This window comes from Curtobacterium pomorum (genome assembly GCF_044497295.1).
GTDB lineage: Bacteria > Actinomycetota > Actinomycetes > Actinomycetales > Microbacteriaceae > Curtobacterium.
The window spans coordinates 309,150-330,631 of sequence record NZ_CP172409.1; the positions used below are offsets into that span (position 1 = coordinate 309,150).

Genomic DNA, 21,482 nt, shown 5'->3' on the forward strand with positions numbered 1-21,482 from the left:
TGCTCAGCCCAGGGCCACGACGATCCCCGCTGCGACGAGCAGCGCGACGTACCCCCAGGCGTGCACGACCTCGGGCAGGTGCGGCGGGCGACGTCGGAGCAGCACGATGACCGGCATCGCGCCGACCAGCAGGGCCACGGCTGCCCGGACGTCGACGGCCCCCGCGAGTCCCGCGGCGTGCGGGACGACCGCCGGCAGCAGCATGGTCACCGCGGCTGCGGGCAGCGTGATCGCCAGCGTGAGGGGGTTCGCCAGCGTGGTCGCCGCCGTCATGGTGGCACCGGACCGGCGCAGCATCGGGACCGTCATCACGCTGCCGCCGACGCCGAGGAACGCCGCGACCGCACCGATCGGGAGGCCCGTGGCGGTCGGTACGCCGGTACGGGTCGGTCCGTGGTCGCGTCCACCGCCGCGGGTCGCGACTGCTCGATCCGTCGCCGAGCTGCGCAGGAAGCCCGGGCGCAGGAGCAGGTCGGCGACCGTGACCCCGAGGTAGACGACGAAGCCCCAGCGCAGGAGCGCGTCCGGAGCCTCTCGTGCGGCGAGCACCCCGACCGTGCCGCCGACCCCGAGCAGGACGAACAGCGACGAACGGCCCCGGAGTGGTGCGAGTGCGCCGCGCCGGGCCGAGACGGTGGCCACCGCGGCGTTCACCAGCATCACGAGGGCCGAGGTCGCCGTGGCCACCCGGACGGCGTCGCCACCGAGGGCTGCGTCGGCCACGGTGATGATCGGCACGGTGACGAATCCACCGCCGAACCCGAACAGGACGGTGGTGACCCCGACCAGGACCCCGATGACCACGAGCACGATGAACGACATGCCTCCATCCCAGCGGTGATCACCACGGCGGACGATCGGGTGTGCGGCAGGTTCCATCGAGACCTAGCCTCGACGTGTGCGCAACGTCCCGGTCTCCGAGTTCGACCACCAGCCGTTCGACGTCCTGCCGATCGGCACCGACTACCCGCCGGACCACCTGCTCGCCCGGCACGAGCACCGACGGGCGCAGCTGCTCTACGGTGCGAGCGGCGTGATGCTCGTCGAGACCGACGACGGCTCGTGGACGGTGCCGACCGACCGGGCCGTGCTCATCCCGGCCGGGGTGCCCCACGAGGTCCGGATGCTCGACGTCAGCACCTGGAGCCTGTACGTCGAGCCGGACGCCGTGCCCTGGTGGCCGACACGGTGCACCGTCGTCGAGGTCGGGCCCCTGCTGCGCGAGGTGCTGCGCGCCGCCAACGCGCTCGACGTGCCGTACGACGACGGCGGCCGGGACGGCGCCCTCGTCCGGCTCGCCCTGCACGAGCTGCAGCGCGTCGCACCGATCCCGCTGAACGTCTCGCTGCCGCCACGGGGTGTCCTGCGCGACCTGTGTCGGGCGTACCTGGCCGAGCCCGACGTCCACGTGACGAACGCCGACTGGGCGCGTGCGGCGGCCGTCTCGGAACGCACCCTCGACCGCCACTTCCGTGCGGCCACGGGGGTGGGTCCCGCGAGCTGGCGGGTGCGTGCGCGACTGTTGTCGAGCCTCCCGGCCCTGCGGCGCGGCACCGTGACGGAGGTGGCGGGCCGACTCGGCTACGCGACCCCCGCGGCGTTCACCGCCGCCTTCTCGAAGGCGTTCGGGGCCCCGCCGTCCCGGTTCCGGTGAGGCCTTGCGCTCCCAGCGGTGCCAACGCATACTGAACTCAACGGTTAATTAACCGTCTGGTTCATCGAGGAGGCGACGATGGAACTCGACCACACCGACGTCATCCTGTCGGCGCTCGCCGACCCGATCCGACGGCGCATCGTCGAACGGCTCGGCAAGGGTGAGGCGACCGTCTCCGACCTGTCCGAGCCCTTCGACGTCAGCGCCCCGGCGATCTCGCGGCACCTCGGCGTGCTCGAACGCGCCGGCCTCATCACGCGCGAGCGGCACGGCACGTGGCGCACGTGTCGTCTCCGGCCCGAGGCCGTCGACGAGCTCGGCGTCTGGCTGGGCCGGTTGCGTCCCGACTGGGACCGCCGGTTCGACCGACTGGAGGCCCTGCTCGCCGCCCAGCGCACGCCCGCCCCGGTGGGCGGCCCGTCCACCGCCCCACCCGCCAGTTCCGCCTTCACCGTCGATCCGCAGGAGCAGTCATGACCGAACAGTTCACCGCCCACGCCACCCACCGCTTCGCCCACCCCGTCGCCGACGTCTACCGAGCGTTCGTCGACCCGGCGCTGCTCGCGCTCTGGTTCGGCCCTCTCGGCTTCCACGTCCCCGTCGCCACCGTCGAGGTCGACGCGCGGGTCGGTGGCGCCTGGAACCTCACGATGGTCAGCAACGACAACGCCGAGTGGTCGTCGCCCGTCACCTCGACCCTCGAGCAGATCGAGGAGAACCGGATCATCGTCGGCACCTCGACCGCGCACGGCATCCCCGGAGTTGAGGACGGCACCGCGCTGTCCCTGACGCTCGAGTTCGCCGAGGACGGCGACGGCACGATCGTCACCCTGACGCAGGGACCCTTCCCCGAGTTCATGCGCGACATGAACATCGCCGGCTGGACGCAGTCGTTCCACAAGCTCGAAGCACTGCTGGCGACACCGAAGGAGTTCTTCCAGCAGCCGTAGCCGCACCCCCCTGTCAAGGGGTTGTGCGCCCCGCGCAGAAAAGCGAACATCGTTCGGTGACTCGTACAGGGCGAGCGCCGAACGACCGCGCAGTGGCGTGGTCGGTTCCGAGTCAGGGGATCCATGACCACCACTCCGTCGACCGTCGCACGTGCGCGCCGACTCCCACGCTTCGCCGGCGCCCTCACGGTGCTGGCCCTCGCAGCCGGTGCCCTCGTCGCGACGGCTGAACCCGCCGCAGCGTCGGCGGTGTGGGTCGGATCGGCACCCGCCGGCACGAAGATCAACCCGGGCGACCAGGTGACGTCGCCGAACGGTCAGTTCAAGCTCATCATGCAGGGCGACGGCAACCTGGTCGAGTACGGCATCGGCAACCGCGTGCTCTGGGCCTCGAACACCGCCGGTTCGCCCGGCGCGATCGCCGTCGTCGGCAAGAACCGTGCCCTCGACATCACCAAGAACGGCAAACGCCTGGCGCGCTGGGCCTCGGCCGGCACCGCGAACTCGACGGCACTGAAGATCCGCGCGGACGGCACCATGGCGCTGCTCGCCGGCAGGTCCGTCGTCGTGAACTGGACCACCTACCAGGACCGGGTCCCCTCGGGGAACACACTGCTCGGCGGCACCGTGCTGCGCTCCGACACCACGAACACGCGCATCCTCAACATGCGCACCGACGGCAACCTGGTGCAGAAGGTCAGCGGCCGTGTCGTCTGGCAGTCGCGGACCGGCGGGCACCCCGGCGCCTGGGCCGAGCTGCAGCCCAAGGGCAACTTCGTCATCTGGACCCGTGACGCATCGCGCAAGAAGGTCGCGCTCTGGACCTCGCGCACCGGCACTGCCGGCTCCGGCAACCTGCTCGTGCAGGTCGACGGCAACGTCGTGCTCTACGGGTCGAAGGACACCCGCGTCTGGTCGAGCCGGCCCGTCACCGGACTGGCATGGCCCGTCAACGGGACGAGGATCACCGGCAAGTACGGCGACGACCGCGGTGCCGGGCACGTCCCGCGCTACCACCAGGGCACCGACGCGCCCGTGCCGGTCGGCACCCCGGTGTACGGCTCCGGCACCGGCGAGGTGACCAAGACGGTGGCGAACGACGCCTCGTACGGCAACTACATCGTCGTGACCTACGGCATGACCGCGGTGCTCACCGCCCACCTCAGCAAGATCGAGGTGAAGAAGGGCCAGATCGTGAAGCTCGGCACCGAGATCGCGAAGTCCGGCAACACCGGGCAGTCGACCGGCCCGCACGTGCACGTCGAGACGCGGCGCAACGGCACGCTCGTCGACCCGTTGAAGAACATGCACTTCCGCTGATCCGCGGCCGGTGGCGTCGTTCAGCTTCGTGAGCAGAAATGGTCGGGTCGCCTTCGGGCACCCGACCATTCCTGCTCACGAAGTGCGGGCGGGGCGGCGCGGATACCCTTGACCGGATGACATCGCGCGGCGGGACCGGGGCTGGCAGCGCGGCCGACGCGGAAGCCGTGCTCGCGGCGTTCGCACGCACCGACGGCGGCGTCGCGGCAGCGCGTCGGGTCGCACGGCAGTTCCAGGGGCTCGACGACGGTGAGCGGTCGGCGCTGCTGTGGAGCGAGGACGACGGGGCGAAGCTCGTCGCGGTGCTGCTCCTGGTGCAGGCGATGCGCGAGCACCCCGATCCGGAGCTGACCGAGGAGTACCTGTCGGCGGCGAAGGCCGAGCGGTTCGACGACCCGGTGCTGGTCGACCTGGCGGCCGAGGAGCTCGTCGGCGCACCGCTCGTGGGCAGCTCGACGGGCCCGCTGTTCGCGCTCGTGAAGTCCGATGTGGCGATGGTGCGGCGGATCGCGATCGTGGCGACCCTGGCGTTCGTGAAGCAGGGCGGCGCCGAGGTGCCGCTCGGGATCGCCGGACGCCTGGTGCGGGAGCGGAGTGACACCGTGCAGTCTGCGCTGGGGTGGGTGTTGCGGGAGACCGGCAAGCGGGCGTCGGAGCCGGCGCTCGTGGCGTTCCTCGAGAAGAGCGCGAGGTTCCTGACACCCGCGGCTCGTCAGACGGCGACCGAGCACCTGCCGCCGGCAGAACGCGACCGCCTGCGGGGCTGAACACGAACGACGCTGGCAACCAACTGTGCAGTCGGCTCTACCGACCATGTGGTCGGTTAAAGTCTCCGGGTGACCGAAACCAGCACCACCCCGACCCACCGCGCCTCCGTCCGGGAGTGGGCGTCGCTCGGCGTCCTCACCCTCGCGGTGGTGCTGCTCGCGATCGACGGCACCGTGCTGGCCCTTGCCGTGCCGTCGCTCACCGCCGACCTGGACCCGACCGCGACGCAGGTGCTCTGGATCGGCGACGTCTACTCGTTCGCGCTCGCCGGACTGCTCGTCACGATGGGCAACGTCGCAGACCGGATCGGCCGGAAGCGCCTGCTGCTCATTGGTTCGGTCGCGTTCGGCCTGGCGTCCGCAGCGGCGGCGTTCGCACAGACGCCCGAACTGCTCATCGCTGCACGGGCGCTGCTCGGCATCGCCGGCGCGACCCTGATGCCGTCGACCCTGTCGCTGGTGCGCACGATCTTCCGTGACGCCCGGCAGCGCACCACCGCGATCGCGGTGTGGTCGGCGGGTGCGACGGGTGGCGCCGCCGCCGGGCCGCTCGTCGGCGGTGCGCTGCTCGAGCACTTCTGGTGGGGCTCGGTCTTCCTCATCAACATCCCGGTCATCATCGTGATCGTGATCGCCGGCGCGATCCTGCTGCCCGAGTCCAAGGGCGGTTCGCGCACCCCGATCGACCTGCTGTCCGCCGTGCTCTCGGTGCTGGCGATCGTGCCGCTCGTGTACGCGGTGAAGCACGTCGCGGGGCACGGGTTCGACTGGACGGTGCCCCTGACGGCGCTCCTCGGCATCGGTGCGGGCTGGTGGTTCGTCCGCCGGCAGAAGCGCCTGACGACGCCGCTCATCGACCTGCAGCTGTTCCGGATCCCGGCGTTCTCGGGCGCCGTGGTCGCGAACTCGCTGTCGGTCTTCGCGCTGAGCGGCCTGCTGTTCTTCTTCTCGCAGTACCTGCAGCTGGTGCGGGGGTTCACGCCACTGCTCGCGGGCGCGGCCGAGCTGCCGGCGACCCTCGCCTCGATCGCGGTCATCGCGATCATCGGACTGCTGTCCCGGCGGGTCGGACCCGGGCGGTCGATCGGCCTCGGCCTGGCGGTCGCCGCCGTCGGCATGGCCGGCCTCGCGGTCGCCGAGGGGCTGCCGACGTACTGGGGCATCGCGATCGCGCTCGCGGTGGTCGGCCTGGGCGTCGGGGTGTCGATGACCCTGGCCACCGACGCAGTGGTCGCCGCGGCACCCCGGGAGCGTGCGGGTGCGGCCTCGGCCATCTCGGAGACCGGGTACGAGCTCGGCGTCGCGCTCGGCATCGCGGTCCTCGGGTCGCTGCAGACCGCGTTCTACCGGTCGAACCTCGACCTGACGGGCGACGGCCTGGCAACGGGGGTCGCGGACCGGGTCCGGGAGTCGCTGGCATCGGCGAGCCAGGTGCTGCAGCCGGGGTCGCCGGTACTCGACCACGCACGTGCAGCGTTCACCGGCGGCATGCAGCTCGCGTCGATCTGCGCCGCCGTCGCGCTCGCCGTCGCCGCTGCGGTCGCGCTCCGGGTCATCCCCAACCGGCAGGATGGACCGCATGAGCACTGAGGGTCGTCATGAGCGCTGACGGGACACGCGACCGTGAGCGGACCCGCCAGGCGGTCCTCGAGGCCGCCGAGCGCCTGCTCGCCGAACGCGGTACCCGGGTGAGCGTCGCCGAGATCGCCGCGGACGCCGGCGTCTCGAAGAGCGGCCTGCTCCACCACTTCCCGTCGAAGGACGAGCTGCTCCTCGCCGTCGCGGCGCACGGTCTCGCGACGTTCAAGGACGAGGTGCTGCGGCACGTCGACCTGGCCGAGAACCGCCCCGGCAAGGTCCTCCGCGCCTACGTCCGGACCCTGTCCGGCGGCAGCGAGCGGGCGATGGAGGTCTTCTCGCCGACGTCGCACTGGACCGGGCTGATGGCGGTGCCGGGGGTCGAGGCGGTCGTCGCGGCCGACGCCGAGGACTGGCGCACGATGTTCGCGCGCGACGGCCTGCCCGAGGACCGCACGTTGGTCGTCCGGCACGCGGCCGAGGGGCTCGCGGCCGCAGCCGCGATGCCGCCCTACCTCGACGCACGCGAGCTCGCGGTCACCCGCGACGCGTTGCTCGCCCTGGCAGAACCCGCCTGACGACCCGGCCAGGAGGCCCGGTGCGCGTCCGCCCCGCTCGCTCGGCGAGCAGGCAGCCGACCCGACCCCCGCGGTTCAGTCGGTGTCGCGCGGCTCGGCGAAGAAGGTGGTCAGGGAGACCACGACGCCGTCGCGGACCTCGATCACGTCGATGCCGCGCACCGCGGGGGCGCCGACCGGACCGAAGCCCCACGCCAGGGCGCCGTGCGTCTCGGAGGCGTAGCGGCGGCCCTCCTCGACGAACTGGAACGCGCCGGGCACCTGATCGAGCAGTTCGCCGGCCTTCTGGTCGAGGGCGTCCCAGCCGACGGCGGTGCCCTCCGGATCGGTGAAGGCGACATCGGGGGAGTACGTCCGCTCGATCGCGGCACGGCGGGAAGTGGCGTCTCGGTTCCCGAAGACGTCGTGGAGGTTCGCGGTCAGCAACTCGGACACGGTGGCCATGCCCGGAGCCTAACCTGGGGCGATGCACACCGAGGTGCCTCGGATCGACGTCGCACTCGTGGAACGACTCGTCGCGACGCAGTTCCCCGAGTGGAGCGGCCTGCCCGTGCACGAGGTGGAGCACCAGGGCTGGGACAACCGCACGTACCGACTCGGTGACGCGTTGTCGGTCCGGCTGCCGAGCGCCGACGGCTACGTGCCAGCGGTCGAGAAGGAGCAGGACGTCCTGCCGTACCTGGCCCGACGGTTGGACATCGCGGTCCCCGAGCCGGTCGGCCTGGGCGAACCCGGCGATGGGTACCCGTTCCCGTGGTCGGTCATGCGGTGGCTCGACGGCACGGTGGCCGCGCGTGCGGTCGACCTCGACCACGAGCGCTTCGCCGCCGAGGTGGGTGCGGTGCTCCGGCAGCTCCGGAGCCTCCCCGCCACCGGTGGGCCCACCGCGGGCGCGCACTCGTTCCACCGTGGGGAGCACCCGTCGGTGTACGGCGCCGAGGTCGTCGCGGCGTTGGACACCCTGGGCTCGGAGGTCGACCGCGCGGCGTGCGAGCGCGTCTGGTCCGCAGCGACCGAGACCCTCTGGGGGTGCCCTGGCGTCTGGTTCCACGGGGACGTGGCGCCGGGCAACCTCCTCGTGGACGACGCGGGGCGGCTCACCGCCCTGATCGACTTCGGCACGTGCGGGGTCGGCGACCCGGCCTGCGACCTGGTGCTCGCGTGGACGTTCCTCGACCCGGCGGCGCGCCCGGTGTTCCGCGAGGCGGTGGGACTGGACGCCGATACGTGGGCGCGGGCTCGTGGCTGGGCGTTGTGGAAGGCGCTCATCATGCTCGCCGGCAGTGCCGGGCCCGGCGACCGCGCGGAGCACGAACGCGTCCTCGCCGCGGTGCTCGCGGATCCCCTCCTCTGACGCGGCGGCGCGCCCGGGGCCGTGCGTGGGGCTGTGAACGCACCACGGGACGGGCGCGTACCGAGGAGGCAGAAGCGAGCCGCGCCTCCCGGCCGGCTCGAAGCGACCACGAGAGGAACGCGACGTGCGCGCACTGACCTGGCAGGGCACCGAGAAGGTGTCCGTCGAGACCGTCCCCGACCCGACCATCCAGGAACCGACCGACGCGATCGTGCGGATCACGTCCACGGCGATCTGCGGCTCCGACCTGCACCTGTACCGGGTCCTCGGCCCGTACATCGACAAGGGCGACGTCCTCGGCCACGAGCCCATGGGCATCGTGGAGGAGGTCGGCAGCGCCGTCACGAACCTGAAGGTCGGCGACCGCGTCGTCGTCCCCTTCAACATCTCGTGCGGCCACTGCTGGATGTGCAAGAACGGCCTGCAGTCGCAGTGCGAGACCACCCAGATCACCGAGTACGGATCGGGTGCGGCACTGTTCGGCTACACGAAGATGTACGGCCAGGTCCCCGGCGGCCAGGCCGAGTACCTCCGCGTCCCGCACGCGGACTACGGCCCCATCGTCATCCCGGACGACGGCACGCCCGACGACCGGTGGCTGTTCCTCAGCGACATCCTGCCGACGGCGTGGCAGGCCGTGCAGTACGCCAACGTGCCCGAGGGCGGCACGCTCGCGGTGCTCGGCCTCGGCCCCGTCGGCCAGTTCGCCGCCCGCATCGGCAAGCACCTGGGCTACCGGGTGCTCGCCGTCGACCCCGAACAGGTCCGACGCGACCTCGGGGCGAAGCACGGCGCCGAGGTCTTCGACCTGTCGAAGGACACCGTGCCGGAGCTCGTCGACCTGACCGACGGTCGCGGCCCCGACGGGGTCGTCGACGCCGTCGGCATGGAGGCACACGGCAACCCCGTCGCAGGTTTCGCCCAGCGGGCCGCCGGTCTGCTGCCCGACGCGTTGGCGAAGAAGGCGATCGAGACCGCCGGCATCGACCGGCTCGCGGCCGTGCACGCCGCGATCGACCTGGTCCGCCGCGGCGGCACCGTGTCCCTGAGCGGCGTCTACGGCGGCATGGCCGACCCGATGCCGATGATGACGATGTTCGACAAGCAGATCACCATCCGCGAGGGACAGTGCAACGTGAAGCACTGGATCGACGACATCATGCCGCTCGTGCAGGACCCGTCGGACCCGCTCGGCACGCTCGACCTGACCACGCACCGGGTGTCGCTCGAGGACGCCCCGCACATGTACGAGGTGTTCCAGAAGAAGCAGGACGGCTGCGTCAAGGTCGTGCTCGACCCCGCCCTGGCCGCCGCCTGATGCGGATCGTCGTCGTCGGCGGGACCGGCAACGTCGGGACGGCGGTGCTCCGCCGCCTGGCCGAGGCCCGGGCCGCCGCGCGTGCGGCGGGCGGCGCAGTCGCGCCCCCGTCCGACGACGGCCGGCACGACGGCAGCGTCGAGATCGTCGGCGTCGCCCGACGGCTGCCGGACGTGCACGCGGAGCCGTACGGTTCCGCGGTCTGGCACGCCGTCGACGTCGGGGCCTCGGACGCCGTCGGCCAGCTCACCGCGATCTTCACCGGCGCCGACGCGGTGATCCACCTGGCGTGGGCGCTCCAGCCGACGCACGACATCCCCGCGCAGTACCGGACGAACGTCACCGGTACTGCGAACGTGCTGTCGGCCGTGGCGCGAGCAGGGGTGCCGCAGGTCGTCGTCGCGTCCTCGGTCGGGACCTACCGCGGCGTCGACGCCGCGGGCAAGCGGACCCCGGTCGACGAGAGCTGGCCGACCGACGGCATCCCCACGGCGACGTACTCGATCCACAAGGCCGCGAACGAGTCGGCGATGGACGCCTTCGAGGCGGACCACCCGTCCGTCGTCGTCACCCGACTGCGCCCCGGGCTGATCTTCCAGCGGGACGCCGCCGCCGAGATCCGCGGGCTGTTCCTCGGGCACCTCGTGCCGATGTCGATCGTGCGGTGGATCCGGTGGCTGGTGCTGCCCCTGCCGTACCCGTTCGTGTTCCAGGCGGTGCACGCCGACGACGTCGCGGACGCCTACTGGCGGACCGTCGACCAGCGGGCCGGTGGTGCGTTCAACATCGCCGCGTCGCCCGTGCTCAACCCGCCGCGGTTGGCCCGGGCCTTCGGCATGCTCGGAGCCGTCCGGATCCCGCTCGGACTGCTGCGCGGGATCGTGACGCTCACGTGGCGGCTGCGGTTGCAGCCGACGGACGCCGGCTGGATCGACATCGCCGCCGGCGTGCCGATCATGCGGACCGACCGTGCCCGGTCGGTGCTCGGATGGGAGGCCCGGCACACCTCCGAAGACGCGTTGCGTGCGCTCGTGGCCGGGTTCGCGGACGGTGCGCACGTGGCCGCGTCGGATCCGCTGCGGGGGTAGCGGGGGCTGGCGCTGCCGGGTCGGATCGGGCGTACCGGGTGCTTTCGGGCGTACCTGGTCGGAAGTTTCGACCAGGTACGCCCGTTTCCACGTTCCATCGCGGGTGTTCTGGGAAGGAACGGGCGCTCGGATCGCGCTACGCTGCGCGGATGATCGCCTCCGAGGAGCTGCACAACCCCCTCATCCCGCAGCTGTACGACATCGTGTGGAGCGTGGCGACGGGGCTCATCGTGGTCGCCGTCGTCGTCATCGTGTGGATCGCGGTCGTCCGGAGCCGTCGCTCGAACGGCGCGCCGCGCACGCTCCGGGAGCAGCGGCTCGCCGAGCTCGACGACCTGCACGCCCGCGGCGTCATCACCGACGACGAGCGCCGTGCTGCACGGGCCGAGGCCCTGCGCGGTTAACCTGGGGCGGTGCTGCTGCCGACGGACCTGCTGGGGGACTGGGTCCTCCGCCGGACGCTGGACGACCGGTGTGCCGGCCTGCAGGGCATCGTCACCGGCACCACGACCCTCACCGCGGTCGGTGACGACGAGGTCCGATGGGACGAGGCGGGCGTGATGACCTTCGACGGCCGCACGACCCCGGTGTCTCGGACGCTGACCGTCCGGCGCGACGATGACCACGCGTGGACCGTGCACTTCGCCGACGGCCGGGTGTTCCACGACTGGGTCTGGGGCGCGAGCGTGGCCCACGCCTGTGCACCGGACGACTACTCCGGCTCGCTGGACGGCGACGAGCAGCGGTGGACCGTGCGCTGGGAGGCCCGGGGCCCGGCGAAGGACTACCGGCTCGACAGCGTGCTCACGCGGTCGCCGGCGTGACCACGACGTCAGCGGCACGCGCCAGACTGAGTCCATGGCACGCTCCTCCGGCACCGACGCCCCGCGCATCACCCTGACCGAACCGACGAACCTCGAGGACTGGGCCCCGGCTCCCGGCGACGTCCTGACCGGTGACCGCATCGAGGGCAAGCGCATCGGCGTGCTCGACCTGGCCGGCGAGCGGCTGCCCGACCTCGAGATCGAGGAGTGCGTCATCGACACGCTGCGGGGCGACGGCGCCGACTTCCGCGGGCTGCGGGTGCACGACTCGGTCATCGACACGCTCGACGCCCCGGTGCTGCGGGCGTCGAGCAGCTCGTGGCGCGAGGTCCGGGTGTCCGGCGGTCGCATCGGTTCGGGTGAGCTGTACGACTCCGGGCTGAGCGGCGTCGAGTTCGTCGGGATGAAGTTCGGGTTCGTGAACCTGCGCGGATCGACGCTCACCGACGTGGTGTTCCGCGACTGCGTCATCGACGAGCTCGACATCGCGGACGCGAAGCTGCTCCGGGTGTCGTTCGAGGGCAGCAGCATCCGCGACGCCGAGGGGTCGAACACCCGGATCGACCACGTGGACCTGCGGGGCGCCGACCTCGACCGGGTGGAGCGCCTCGAGGGGTTCCGCGGCGCCACGATCGGTGCCGACCAGCTGTACACGCTCGCCCCGCTGCTGGCGGCGCAGGCGGGCTACCGCGTCGACTGACGGACCGCGGCCAGGGCGGCCGCGAGGTCGGCCTGCACCAGGTCGCCGTGCGCAGCCGCCCCGGCCTGGACTCCGGCGGCGGCGGACGCGACGACCGTCGCCATCGGGGCCGCGACGTTGCCGGCCGCGTACACACCGCGCACCGAGGTCTGCCCGGCCGGGTCGACCGTCAGCGCGCTCGCGTACCGGAAGTCGCCCATGAACTGGTCGGTCGCGACCAGACCCAGGTCGGACAGGAAGTCCACGCGCGCCTCAGCGGTGCTCGCCGCGGCGAGGGCATCGAGTTCGACGACGTCGCCGGAGCCGAGCGTGACCCCGGTCAGCTTGCCGTGCGACGAGCGGACCTGCGTGACGGTGTCGTCCACGACCTCGATCCCGCGGGCCCGCAAACCGGCCAGGGCGGTGTCGTCGACGAGAGCCGGATCGGTGATGAACGCGGTCACGTGCTCGCTCAGTGCCCGGAACATGAGCGCGTGGTGCACGCCGTTCGGGATGGTCACGAGCACGCCGATGCGCTGGTCGCGGATCTCCCACCCGTGGCAGAACGGGCAGTGCACGACCCCGCGCCCCCACTGCTCGGCGAGCCCCGGGACCTGCGGCAGGACGTCCACGGCGCCGGAGGCGACGACCAGCCTGCGGGCGGTGACGGCCGCGCCGGAGTCCAGCGTGACCGAGAAGCCGACCGGGTCGGTACCGTCACCCGTCGTGACGGACGCGGCCACGATCCTCCCGGCCGTCACCTCGACTCCGTAGGCGGCGACCTCGTCGCGACCGATCGCGGACAACTCGGCGGGCGCGACGCCCTCGCGCCCGAGGTAGTTGTGGGCGCCGGCCGACGGCGCGTTGCGGGGCTCGCCCGCGTCGACGACGAGGACGGAACGGCGGGAACGCCCGAGGACGAGGGCGGCGGAGAGGCCGGCGGCTGCTCCGCCGATGACGATGACGTCGTAGTGATCACGCATGCAAGGAGCATGCGGCCCCTGCGGTACGGACGGCAAAGAACCTTGCTGATGTGGCAACATGGGCGGCATGCCCCACGGCCCGCAGGAACCAGTCGTCCCCCGCACGACCGCGCAGGTCGTCGACGGGGTGGGGCCCCGGTTGCGCGCACTCCGTGCCCACCGCGACGTCACGCTCGCCGCGCTGTCCGAGCAGACGGGGGTGTCGGTGAGCACCCTGTCGCGGCTCGAGTCGGGGCAGCGCAAGCCGACCCTCGAACTGCTGCTCCCACTGGCGCGGGCGTACCAGGTGCCGCTCGACGACCTGGTCGGAGCACCGCAGACGGGCGACCCCCGGGTGCACATGAAGCCCGAGGTGCACGGCGGGCGGGTCGTGGTACCGCTGACGAAGCGCACCGGCGGCGTGCGGTCGTTCAAGCAGCTCTTCCCGCCGAACGAGCCCGGCGGCGAGCCCTCGCTGAAGACGCACGAGGGCTACGAGTGGCTCTACGTGCTGTCCGGGCGGCTGCGCCTGGTGCTCGGTGAGCACGACCTCGACCTCGGGCCGGGTGAGGTCGCCGAGTTCGACACGCACACCCCGCACTGGATCGGCAACGTCACCGACTCGGTCACCGAGGTGCTGTGCCTGTACGGGCCGCAGGGCGAACGAGCGCACGTGCGGTCGAGACCGGCGCGCTGACCGTCGGGCCCGCTCGGTCTACGCCGTGAAGACGTGGTCCATGACGTCGTCGAGGAGTCCCGACGTCTCGGTGTTCGACTGCTGGATGTGGATGCCGATGTCGCCCCGCGTGAAGTAGGTGTCGCCGTCGGTCACCGGGTACTGCGGGTTGTCGGAGATCTTCTGGCACTGGAGGCCCTCGGCCTCGGTGCCGCAGTCGTAGCCCTTCGCCGAGAGCTTCTGCAGTTCCGTGCTCGCCGTCGCCGAGTCGACGACGTCGACCGCGATGGACAAGAAGGTGATGTCGGCTTGCGGGTCCCGCCACACGCAGTACAGACGCTCGCCGTCGGCCTGCAGGACCGGAGTGAAGGCGCTCTTCGGCGTCGCGATCGGGTCGCCGACGACCGAGGGGTCGTTCAGCGGAGCCGAGGCGAAGGCCTTGTCCCACTTGCCGGGGGTGATGAGATCGGTGCAGCTCGCCGGCACCGTGCCGCCGTCGTAGTCGACCCCGGGGACCTGCGTGATCGTGGAGGTGGGTTCCGGCGTACTGCTCGGGCTGGCGCTCGGTGTGCCGGTGCTCTCGGCCGTCGTCGCGGACGGCGTGCCCGGCCCCGCTGGAGCGCTCTGGGCGCAGCCCGACAGGGCGAGTCCGATCGCCAGCGCCGCCGTCAGCGTCGCCGTGATCCCGGATGTCGTCGTGCGCGCTCGTCGCCGCATCGTTCCCCCTCGTTCGTCGTGCGGACGTCGCCGCGCCTCCGAACATAGGCGGCGGAGCCGGCGGCGTCCGCGAGCGTCACCGTTCCGTGACCCGTCAGCGGGTGCGCCACCCGCGCCGCACGCGCAGCGCAGCGCGCACCCGCCGCGCCCACCGGCGCACCGGGTTCGCGCGTCTCCCGTTCACGTGGAACGTGTGGAAGGCGCGTCGCGTCCGCAGCAGGGCGGACGGGAGGCCCGACAACGGTCGCGCGGACACCTGCACCGTGAGCACGGGGTCGGCCACCACCCGCCAGGCCGGGTCGAGCTGCATGCTCAGGTCGACGTCGTCGTGGACCTCGGGGTCCTCGCGGTGCGCTCGGCCACGGATGGCGTCCCAGGTCGACCGCCGCATGGCCATCGCGGAACCGAACAACGGTGGCCGGCCGAGCGCGGCCCACATGAGCGCGAAGTACGGACGCATGTAGACGGCGTCCCACAACCGACCGATCAGCGGACCGCCGTCGTGCGGGCGTCCGGGACCGGTCACCGCGACGACCTCCGGATCGGCCAGCAGTCGCAGCGCGTCGGCGATCCACCCCGGCGGCGGCACGGAGTCGGCGTCGAGCCGGACGAGGACGTCCCCGGAGGCCCGGTCGTAGCCGCGCGCCGATGCCCGGGCGATGCCCCGGATGCGTTCGGTCAGCACGACCGCCCCGGCTGCCTGGGCGACCTCGGCGCTGTCGTCCCGGCTGCCGTTGTCGACCACGACCACCTCGTCGGCGAGCAGCGTCTGCACCGCGAGGGCGTCGAGACAGCGTCGCAGGTGCGCGGCGTCGTCGCGCACGGGGATGACGACGGAGACGCGGACCATCCTCCGATCCAACCGGAGGTTCGCTGTGCGCCCACGCGGTAGCGTTCCGAGCATGGACCGGACCGACGAACTCGCCGTGGAGCTCCGCCACGCGATCGGTCGCGTCGTGCGCGCTGCGAAGCGCGAGGCGGACTCGCTGCCGACCGCCCACGCGACGACCCTCGGGTTCCTCGAGCGCGAGGGGCCGATGCCGATCGCGGAGCTGGCACGTCGCCGTGCGGTGAAGCACCAGGGGCAGTCGCGCACGGTCGGGGAGCTCGCGGACCTCGGGTACGTCGAGCGGACGGCGTCGGACACCGACCGGCGCGTGTCGGTCATCCGCATCTCCGACACGGGCAGCGAGGTCCTCCGCTGGGACATGACGGCGCGGGCCGACTGGTTGGCGACGGCGATCCGCGAGGAGCTCGACGACGAGGAACGGGCGGCCCTCGAACGCCTGCCCGGCATCTTCGAACGGTTGGCCCGGCGCGCCGACTGAGCGCTTCCTCACCCGGATCGGCCGCCAGAAGTACAACACAGTTGTAGTGTTGTCGCCATGGAGTTGACGAAGTACAACCACGCCACCGTCGTCCTCGAGCAGGACGGCACCACCCTCGTCATCGACCCGGGTACCTTCACCCCCGAGGCCGCCGACCTCGCCGGCGCTGCCGCCGCGGTCCTCATCACCCACGAGCACGCCGACCACTTCGACGTCGACGCGGTCCGTGCCGGGCTCGACGCGAACCCGTCGCTCGTGGTCCGCGGGCCGTCGGCGATCGTCGAGCAGCTGGGTGACCACGACGGCCGCGTCGCTGCGGTCCGTGCCGGTGACGCGTTCGAGGTCGGGCCGTTCTCCGTGCAGGTCTTCGGCGAGGAGCACGCCGTCATCCACCGCGACATCCCGACGATCGCGAACGTCGGCTACTTGGTCAACGATGCAGTCCTCCACCCCGGCGACGCCTACCTCGTGCCGGGGGTTCCGGTCGGCACGCTGCTCATCCCCACGAGCGGCCCGTGGGCGCACACCGCCGCCGCCGTCGACTACGTCCGCGAGGTCGCGCCGCAGCGCGCGATCCAGATCCACGAGCTCCTGCTGAGCGATGCGGGACAGCAGATGAACGTCTGCATGCTCGGGACCGACGGTCTCGGCGGTGTGCCGACCACGATCCTCCAGGCGGGTGAGCACGTCACCGTCTGACGGACCCGACCGTGCTCCTGGGAGGCGATCCGTGCCTCCCGGGCAGCATGGAGGGATGTCCGACGCTCCCTCGACCGCAGTCCTCTTCGACATCGACGGCACGCTCGTCGACTCGAACTACGCCCACATCGATGCCTGGTGGCGCGCTGCCCGCGCAGCGGGCGAGTCCGTCGACGCGTGGCGCATCCACCGAGCGATCGGCATGGACTCGGCGAAGCTGCTCGAGACGCTGCTGCCGGATGCCTCCGACGAGACGCGCGAGACCGTCAAGCAGTTCAACACCGCCTACTTCGCCGAGCACATGCCCCAGCTGCGGCTGCTGCCGGGGGCCCGCGACCTGCTCCGTGCGGTCGCCGAGGCGGGGCACGCCGTCGTCCTCGCGACGAGTGCGCCGGAGAACGAGCTGACGCGGCTGCGTGAACTCCTCGACGCCGAGGAGTGGCTCACCGCGGTGACGAGCTCCGAGGACGTCGAGCAGGCGAAGCCGGACCCGGGGATCATCGAGGTGGCGCTGGACCGGGCTGGCGTGCGTGCCGACGCCGCCGTGATGGTCGGCGACGCGATGTGGGACGTCGAGTCGGCCGGACGTGTCGGCGTGACCTCCGTCGCGGTGATGACCGGCGGCATCGGCGGCGACGAACTCCGCGGAGCCGGTGCTGCGGAGGTCCACGACGACGCCGCTGCCGTGCTCGCCGCGCTGCGGTCCGGGGACGGTGCGATCGCCGCGCTGGGCAGGCGTGCGTGAGCGTGCACCGCGGCCGGCATCCGTGACAGGATCGTCGACCGTGATCACGATCGAACGCGTGTCCTGGGACGACCCCCGAGGCGTGGTGCTCCGCGCCCGTATGGACGACGAGATGCACGAACGCTACGGCTCGTCGAACGGCGACGAGGACCCGGCGATCACGGCCGAGCGGGGCCGTGCGCTGTCCGTCGACCCGTCGACCGTCGTCACCTCGGTCCTCGCGCTCGACGAGTCCGGCGACGCCGTCGGGCACATCGCGATCCGGCGCCTGGGCGACGAGGTCGAGCTGAAGCGCCTGATCGTGCTGACCTCGGCCCGTGGCCAGGGTGCGGCCACCGCGCTGCTCGACGAGTGCGAGCGCATCGGTCGTGAGCTCGGTGCGCCCCGGCTGATCCTGCAGACCGGTGACAAGCAGCCCGACGCGGTCGCCCTGTACGAGAAGACCGGGTGGAACCCGATCCCCGTCTACGCGCCGTACGCGGCGACCATGCCGTGGTCGTTCTGCTTCGAGAAGGCGCTCTGAGCGTACCGATCCGTATTGCACTCTTGTCGAGATAGTGCAATTGTGTGTCGGTGAGCACCACCGAACGCACCCGCGCACTGCGCCGACGCATGATCGGCGAGGCGCGTCGGGCGACGGTCGAGCACGGGTTGAGCGGTTTCACGATCGAGCAGCTCTGCGAGAGCGTCGGGGTGTCGCGGCGCACGTTCTTCAACCACTTCGCATCGAAGGACGACGCCGTGCTCGGCATCGAGCTGCACGCCGACGTCGAGGCGATCGACCGGTACGCCGCGGGCGGCATCGTGCCCGGCGGACTCGACCCGCTCGACTCGATCGTCGCGCTGGCCATCGACCAGTTCCACCGCGTCGGCATCGACCGGGCGGACGAGGTCCTGGTGCGCCGGGTCTTCGAGCGGGAGCCGGCGCTCGTCGCGCGGTTCCTGTCGGCGACCGACGTGCAGCTCGCCCGGGTCACCGTCGCACTGCGCCGGCGGTTCGGGTGGGACGACCCCGCCGACCGCCGTGCGCGCCTCGTCACCGAGGCCGCCGCCGGGCTGCTCAAGGTCACCGCCACCGAGTACTTCGACGACGGGTTCGACGAGGCCACCGGGCCGACGTTCGACGCGCTGCTCACCGAGAACCTCCGCCTGCTCAGGGCGGTCACCACGACCGAACGGGAACACACCACATGAGCGCAACCGCGCCGGGCACCACCAAGCGTGCCCGCCCCGGCACCGACGGGCCGCTGCTGCTGACGCAGCGTCGGATCTGGATCATCTTCTCCGCGCTCATCGCGGGGATGCTGCTCTCCAGCCTCGACCAGACCATCGTCTCGACGGCGATGCCCACCATCGTCGGCGAACTCGGCGGCGTCGCGCACCAGGCGTGGCTGACGACCGGGTACCTGCTCGCCTCGACCATCGTGATGCCCGTCTACGGCAAGTTCGGCGACGTCCTGGGGCGTCGCAACCTGTTCCTCATCGCGATCGCCCTGTTCACCATCGCGTCGGCGGGGTGTGCCTTCGCCGGTGACTTCACGCAGCTCGTCGTGTTCCGTGCGATGCAGGGGCTCGGCGGCGGCGGTCTGATGATCCTGTCGCAGGCGATCATCGCCGACATCGTGCCCGCCTCGCAGCGCGGCAAGTACCTCGGCCCGCTCGGTGCGATCTTCGGCCTGTCCGCGATCGGCGGCCCGCTGCTCGGTGGCTTCTTCGTCGACCACCTGACCTGGAACTGGGCGTTCTACATCAACATCCCGGTCGGCATCGCGGCGTTCTTCGTGGCGTGGTTCGCGCTGACCCTGCCGAACAAGAAGGCGACGAAGCGCATCGACGTGCTCGGCGTGCTCTTCATGTCCGCCGCGACCACGTGCCTGGTGTTCTTCTCGGAGTTCGGCGGCAGCAAGGACCACGGCTGGGACGCCCCCGAGACGTGGGCCTGGTTCGCGGGGCTCGTCGTCTCGGCCGCGCTCCTCGTGCTCGTCGAGTCGCGCGCGCAGGACCCGGTCCTCCCGCTGTCGTTCTTCAAGAACCGGACGTTCCTGCTGGCGACCGGCATCGGCCTGGTGCTCGGCATCGGCATGTTCGCCGCGATCGGGTTCGTCCCGACGTTCCTGCAGATGGCTTCGGGCACCTCGGCCGCGGTGTCGGGGCTGCTCATGCTGCCGATGATGGTCGGTCTGATCGGGACCTCGATCGCGTCCGGCAACCTGATCACCAAGACCGGTCGCTACCGGATGTTCCCGATCATCGGCACGGTCCTGGTCGCCATCGCGATGCTCGCGATGACCCAGCTCGCAGCGGACACCCCGATCTGGCTGATCTGCGCGTACCTGTTCGTCTTCGGCGCCGGGCTCGGGCTGATCATGCAGGTGGTCGTCCTCGTCGCGCAGAACGCCGTGCCGGCGGAGCAGGTGGGCACCGCGACCTCGACGAACAACTACTTCCGCGAGGTCGGCGCCTCCCTCGGCACCGCCGTCTTCGGTGCGCTGTTCACGGCCCGGCTCACGACGTCGCTCACCGACGTGTTCCGCGGCGCCGGCGGCTCGGCCACCGATGCGGCGTCGTCGGCGGGCAGCATCGACCCGTCGACCGTGGCCGGGCTGCCGCCGGCGGTGCAGGACGGCATCGTGAATGCGTACGCCGACTCGCTCGCGCCGGTGTTCTGGTACCTGCTGCCCTTCATCGCGGTGGCGTTCCTGCTCGCACTGTTCCTGCCGCAGATCACGCTCTCCGACACGGCCGGCATGGTCGCCCGTGGTGAGGCCGTCGGCGGCGACGAGGCCGACGAGCTCGAGCGCGCGCAGCGCGCGGGCCGCGCGGCGGAGTCCGTGCCGTCCGAGTCCGTGTCGTCGGGTGGTGAGACGCCGGCGTCCCGCCGGGACGCCTCCGACTGAGTGGGGCGCCGCCGGATCCGGCGGCGTCCTGCGGATCGCGGGGCGCGTTGTGGAGACGACGGCGTGCTGACGGGAGGCGCGGTGCCAGCTGGCACCGCGCCTCCCGTCCGTCGTGCGGTCGCGCGCACCGCCGCTGCCGGCCCCGAGTCTCGACCCGGCTCGCGAAAGCGACAGTGTGCCGCCGACCATCCGCGGCACACTGTCGCTCTTGCGGGGGTGAACGGACGGGCTCCGCGAGGAGTGTCGCTTCCGCGGACAAGGCCGAGCAGCGGGCGCCGGGTGCTACGCGCCGGTGCTCGCGCGGCGGACCAGGCGGGTGGGGAGCGCTGCCGGCTCCGCCGCGGTGCCGTCGAGGGTCGCGAGCAGGCGTTCCGCGGCCGAGCGCCCGAGGTCGGCGCCGGGCAGTGCGACGCTCGTGAGCGCGGGGGCCGTGACCGACGACGACGGCAGGTCGTCGAAGCCAGCGACCGCGAGCTCTCCGGGGACCGCGATGCCGAGCGCTCCGGCGACGCGCAGCACCCCGTACGCCAGGGTGTCGGCAGCGGCGACGACCGCGGTGACGTCGTCGTCCTGCCAGGCCTCGATGACGTGCTCGGTGGCCGAGGCTGCGGCGTCCACCGTCAGGTCGGCGCGTGCGGTGACCTCGGACACGGCGATGCCGGCTGCGGCGCACTCCTGTTCGAAGAGCTCGCGGCGGACGCCGAACGTCGTCGCACGGGAGGTCCCGTCCAGGTACCCGACGCGCCGGTGCCCCTGTGCGTGCAGGTGCGCGACGAGGTCGTGGACGCCGGGGGAGAGGTCGTAGTTGACGGCCTCGGTGCCACCGGGGGCATCGAGGAGGACCACGGGCACGCTCGCCGACATCGACTCGCCCGCTGCCGGGGCGTCGACGAGGATGCCCGCGGGCCGGAGGCGTTCGAAGCGCCGGACGTCGGCCGCCAGGGGCTGGGCGCCGCGTTCGGTGACCGACAGCACGAGCTGGAACCGGTCGCCGATTGTGTCGCGCACGCCGCGGATGACCTCGGCGAAGAACGGGTTCGACAGGTCCGGGGCGATGAGGACGAGCAGGTCGCCGCTGCCGCGCGCCAGGGAGCTCGCGGCGTGGTCGACCACGTAGCCGAGTTCGTCGACGGCGTCGCGCACCCGCGTCGCGATGGGGGTGGACACCCGGCCGCGGTCCTTGCCGTTCACGACGAGGGAGACCGTGGCGATGCTCGTCCCGGCGCGCTCGGCCACCATGGCGGCGGTCACACGACGGCTCGGAACGGCGGGGGAGGGCACCCGTCGATGCTAGCGAGCGCGGTCCTCGAACTTGACGTCAAGCGTTTGACGTGTTTCGATGTCAAAC

The 21,482-nt window shown here is 72.0% G+C and carries 26 protein-coding genes; 20 read left to right on the forward strand and 6 right to left on the reverse strand.

The annotated features are described in order from the left end of the window. Positions 1–3: 3 nt before the first annotated feature. Positions 4–822: a sulfite exporter TauE/SafE family protein gene (locus tag ACGH48_RS01535; RefSeq protein WP_123310793.1), complete on the reverse strand. Its 819-nt coding sequence runs from the start codon at positions 820–822 to the stop codon at positions 4–6. A gap of 76 nt (positions 823–898) precedes the next feature. Here ACGH48_RS01535 and ACGH48_RS01540 point away from each other — a divergent pair, with 76 nt between their 5' ends. From ACGH48_RS01540 to ACGH48_RS01570, 7 genes are all read left to right on the forward strand, one after another. Beyond that, a complete protein-coding gene (locus ACGH48_RS01540; RefSeq protein ID WP_123310791.1) occupies positions 899–1,654 on the forward strand; it encodes a helix-turn-helix domain-containing protein in 756 nt (251 codons plus the stop codon). Positions 1,655–1,732: 78 nt separating this feature from the next. Next, positions 1,733–2,131, forward strand: coding sequence for a helix-turn-helix transcriptional regulator (locus tag ACGH48_RS01545; RefSeq protein WP_123310789.1), 399 nt, complete (start codon positions 1,733–1,735; stop codon positions 2,129–2,131). Continuing rightward, the gene (locus ACGH48_RS01550) at positions 2,128–2,604 is read left to right on the forward strand and encodes an SRPBCC domain-containing protein (protein WP_111085859.1); all 477 of its coding nucleotides are present in this window, start codon (positions 2,128–2,130) and stop codon (positions 2,602–2,604) included. Before ACGH48_RS01545 ends, ACGH48_RS01550 begins: the two co-directional genes overlap by 4 nt. 123 nt (positions 2,605–2,727) lie before the next feature. Further along, entirely contained in the window at positions 2,728–3,924 is a 1,197-nt protein-coding gene (locus ACGH48_RS01555) for a peptidoglycan DD-metalloendopeptidase family protein (protein WP_123310787.1), read from the forward strand. 116 nt (positions 3,925–4,040) lie between these two features. Continuing rightward, positions 4,041–4,691, forward strand: coding sequence for a DNA alkylation repair protein (locus tag ACGH48_RS01560; RefSeq protein WP_396289941.1), 651 nt, complete (start codon positions 4,041–4,043; stop codon positions 4,689–4,691). A 69-nt stretch (positions 4,692–4,760) separates the two neighbouring features. After that, entirely contained in the window at positions 4,761–6,281 is a 1,521-nt protein-coding gene (locus tag ACGH48_RS01565; RefSeq protein ID WP_396289942.1) for an MFS transporter, read from the forward strand. A gap of 8 nt (positions 6,282–6,289) precedes the next feature. Beyond that, positions 6,290–6,847, forward strand: coding sequence for a TetR/AcrR family transcriptional regulator (locus ACGH48_RS01570; RefSeq protein WP_340195998.1), 558 nt, complete (start codon positions 6,290–6,292; stop codon positions 6,845–6,847). A 75-nt stretch (positions 6,848–6,922) separates the two neighbouring features. On the opposite strand, the gene ACGH48_RS01575 is transcribed toward ACGH48_RS01570, so the two are convergent. Further along, entirely contained in the window at positions 6,923–7,291 is a 369-nt protein-coding gene (locus ACGH48_RS01575; RefSeq protein WP_396289943.1) for a nuclear transport factor 2 family protein, read from the reverse strand. 22 nt (positions 7,292–7,313) lie between these two features. Here ACGH48_RS01575 and ACGH48_RS01580 point away from each other — a divergent pair, with 22 nt between their 5' ends. The 6 genes from ACGH48_RS01580 (at position 7,314) to ACGH48_RS01605 (ending at position 12,131) form a co-directional block, all read left to right on the forward strand. Next, positions 7,314–8,201 (forward strand): aminoglycoside phosphotransferase family protein, encoded by an 888-nt coding sequence (locus tag ACGH48_RS01580; RefSeq protein WP_396289944.1) that lies wholly within the window; start codon positions 7,314–7,316, stop codon positions 8,199–8,201. Positions 8,202–8,325: 124 nt separating this feature from the next. Beyond that, complete coding sequence (locus ACGH48_RS01585; RefSeq protein WP_396289945.1) at positions 8,326–9,519, forward strand: zinc-dependent alcohol dehydrogenase; 1,194 nt, start codon at positions 8,326–8,328, stop codon at positions 9,517–9,519. Continuing rightward, positions 9,519–10,607: an NAD-dependent epimerase/dehydratase family protein gene (locus tag ACGH48_RS01590; protein ID WP_340195995.1), complete on the forward strand. Its 1,089-nt coding sequence runs from the start codon at positions 9,519–9,521 to the stop codon at positions 10,605–10,607. Before ACGH48_RS01585 ends, ACGH48_RS01590 begins: the two co-directional genes overlap by 1 nt. A 149-nt stretch (positions 10,608–10,756) precedes the next feature. After that, the gene (locus tag ACGH48_RS01595; RefSeq protein WP_396289946.1) at positions 10,757–11,011 is read left to right on the forward strand and encodes a hypothetical protein; all 255 of its coding nucleotides are present in this window, start codon (positions 10,757–10,759) and stop codon (positions 11,009–11,011) included. A gap of 9 nt (positions 11,012–11,020) precedes the next feature. Further along, positions 11,021–11,431 (forward strand): DUF6314 family protein, encoded by a 411-nt coding sequence (locus ACGH48_RS01600; protein ID WP_396289947.1) that lies wholly within the window; start codon positions 11,021–11,023, stop codon positions 11,429–11,431. 34 nt (positions 11,432–11,465) lie between these two features. Further along, complete coding sequence (locus tag ACGH48_RS01605) at positions 11,466–12,131, forward strand: pentapeptide repeat-containing protein (protein WP_123310769.1); 666 nt, start codon at positions 11,466–11,468, stop codon at positions 12,129–12,131. Here the strand turns inward: ACGH48_RS01605 and ACGH48_RS01610 are convergent. After that, positions 12,116–13,093, reverse strand: coding sequence for an NAD(P)/FAD-dependent oxidoreductase (locus tag ACGH48_RS01610; protein ID WP_396289948.1), 978 nt, complete (start codon positions 13,091–13,093; stop codon positions 12,116–12,118). The two genes, ACGH48_RS01605 and ACGH48_RS01610, sit on opposite strands and share 16 nt — an antisense overlap. Positions 13,094–13,151: 58 nt before the next feature. Here ACGH48_RS01610 and ACGH48_RS01615 point away from each other — a divergent pair, with 58 nt between their 5' ends. Continuing rightward, positions 13,152–13,769 (forward strand): helix-turn-helix domain-containing protein, encoded by a 618-nt coding sequence (locus ACGH48_RS01615; protein WP_396289950.1) that lies wholly within the window; start codon positions 13,152–13,154, stop codon positions 13,767–13,769. An 18-nt stretch (positions 13,770–13,787) separates the two neighbouring features. Here the strand turns inward: ACGH48_RS01615 and ACGH48_RS01620 are convergent, their stop codons facing one another. Continuing rightward, positions 13,788–14,465, reverse strand: coding sequence for a hypothetical protein (locus ACGH48_RS01620; protein WP_396289951.1), 678 nt, complete (start codon positions 14,463–14,465; stop codon positions 13,788–13,790). 94 nt (positions 14,466–14,559) lie between these two features. Further along, positions 14,560–15,315, reverse strand: coding sequence for a glycosyltransferase family 2 protein (locus tag ACGH48_RS01625; RefSeq protein ID WP_396289952.1), 756 nt, complete (start codon positions 15,313–15,315; stop codon positions 14,560–14,562). 52 nt (positions 15,316–15,367) lie between these two features. On the opposite strand from ACGH48_RS01625, the gene ACGH48_RS01630 reads away from it, so the two are divergent. The 6 genes from ACGH48_RS01630 to ACGH48_RS01655 are packed head-to-tail and all read left to right on the forward strand — an operon-like array spanning position 15,368 to position 20,134. Further along, a complete protein-coding gene (locus tag ACGH48_RS01630) occupies positions 15,368–15,793 on the forward strand; it encodes a MarR family winged helix-turn-helix transcriptional regulator (protein ID WP_396289953.1) in 426 nt (141 codons plus the stop codon). Between the two features lie 57 nt (positions 15,794–15,850). Next, positions 15,851–16,492, forward strand: coding sequence for an MBL fold metallo-hydrolase (locus ACGH48_RS01635; RefSeq protein WP_396289955.1), 642 nt, complete (start codon positions 15,851–15,853; stop codon positions 16,490–16,492). A 55-nt stretch (positions 16,493–16,547) separates the two neighbouring features. Beyond that, the gene (locus tag ACGH48_RS01640; RefSeq protein WP_222659267.1) at positions 16,548–17,237 is read left to right on the forward strand and encodes an HAD family hydrolase; all 690 of its coding nucleotides are present in this window, start codon (positions 16,548–16,550) and stop codon (positions 17,235–17,237) included. Between the two features lie 40 nt (positions 17,238–17,277). Then, the gene (locus tag ACGH48_RS01645; protein WP_260232943.1) at positions 17,278–17,760 is read left to right on the forward strand and encodes a GNAT family N-acetyltransferase; all 483 of its coding nucleotides are present in this window, start codon (positions 17,278–17,280) and stop codon (positions 17,758–17,760) included. Positions 17,761–17,810: 50 nt separating this feature from the next. Beyond that, positions 17,811–18,431 carry a TetR/AcrR family transcriptional regulator gene (locus ACGH48_RS01650; RefSeq protein WP_260232942.1) on the forward strand — a complete coding sequence of 207 codons (621 nt, stop codon included), beginning with the start codon at positions 17,811–17,813 and terminating at the stop codon, positions 18,429–18,431. Beyond that, positions 18,428–20,134, forward strand: coding sequence for an MDR family MFS transporter (locus ACGH48_RS01655; protein ID WP_396289956.1), 1,707 nt, complete (start codon positions 18,428–18,430; stop codon positions 20,132–20,134). The genes ACGH48_RS01650 and ACGH48_RS01655 overlap by 4 nt, the downstream gene beginning before the upstream one ends. A 282-nt stretch (positions 20,135–20,416) precedes the next feature. Here ACGH48_RS01655 and ACGH48_RS01660 read toward each other — a convergent pair whose 3' ends face one another. Beyond that, positions 20,417–21,415, reverse strand: a complete 999-nt coding sequence (locus tag ACGH48_RS01660) for a LacI family DNA-binding transcriptional regulator (RefSeq protein ID WP_396289958.1) — start codon at positions 21,413–21,415, stop codon at positions 20,417–20,419. Positions 21,416–21,482 lie beyond the last annotated feature (67 nt).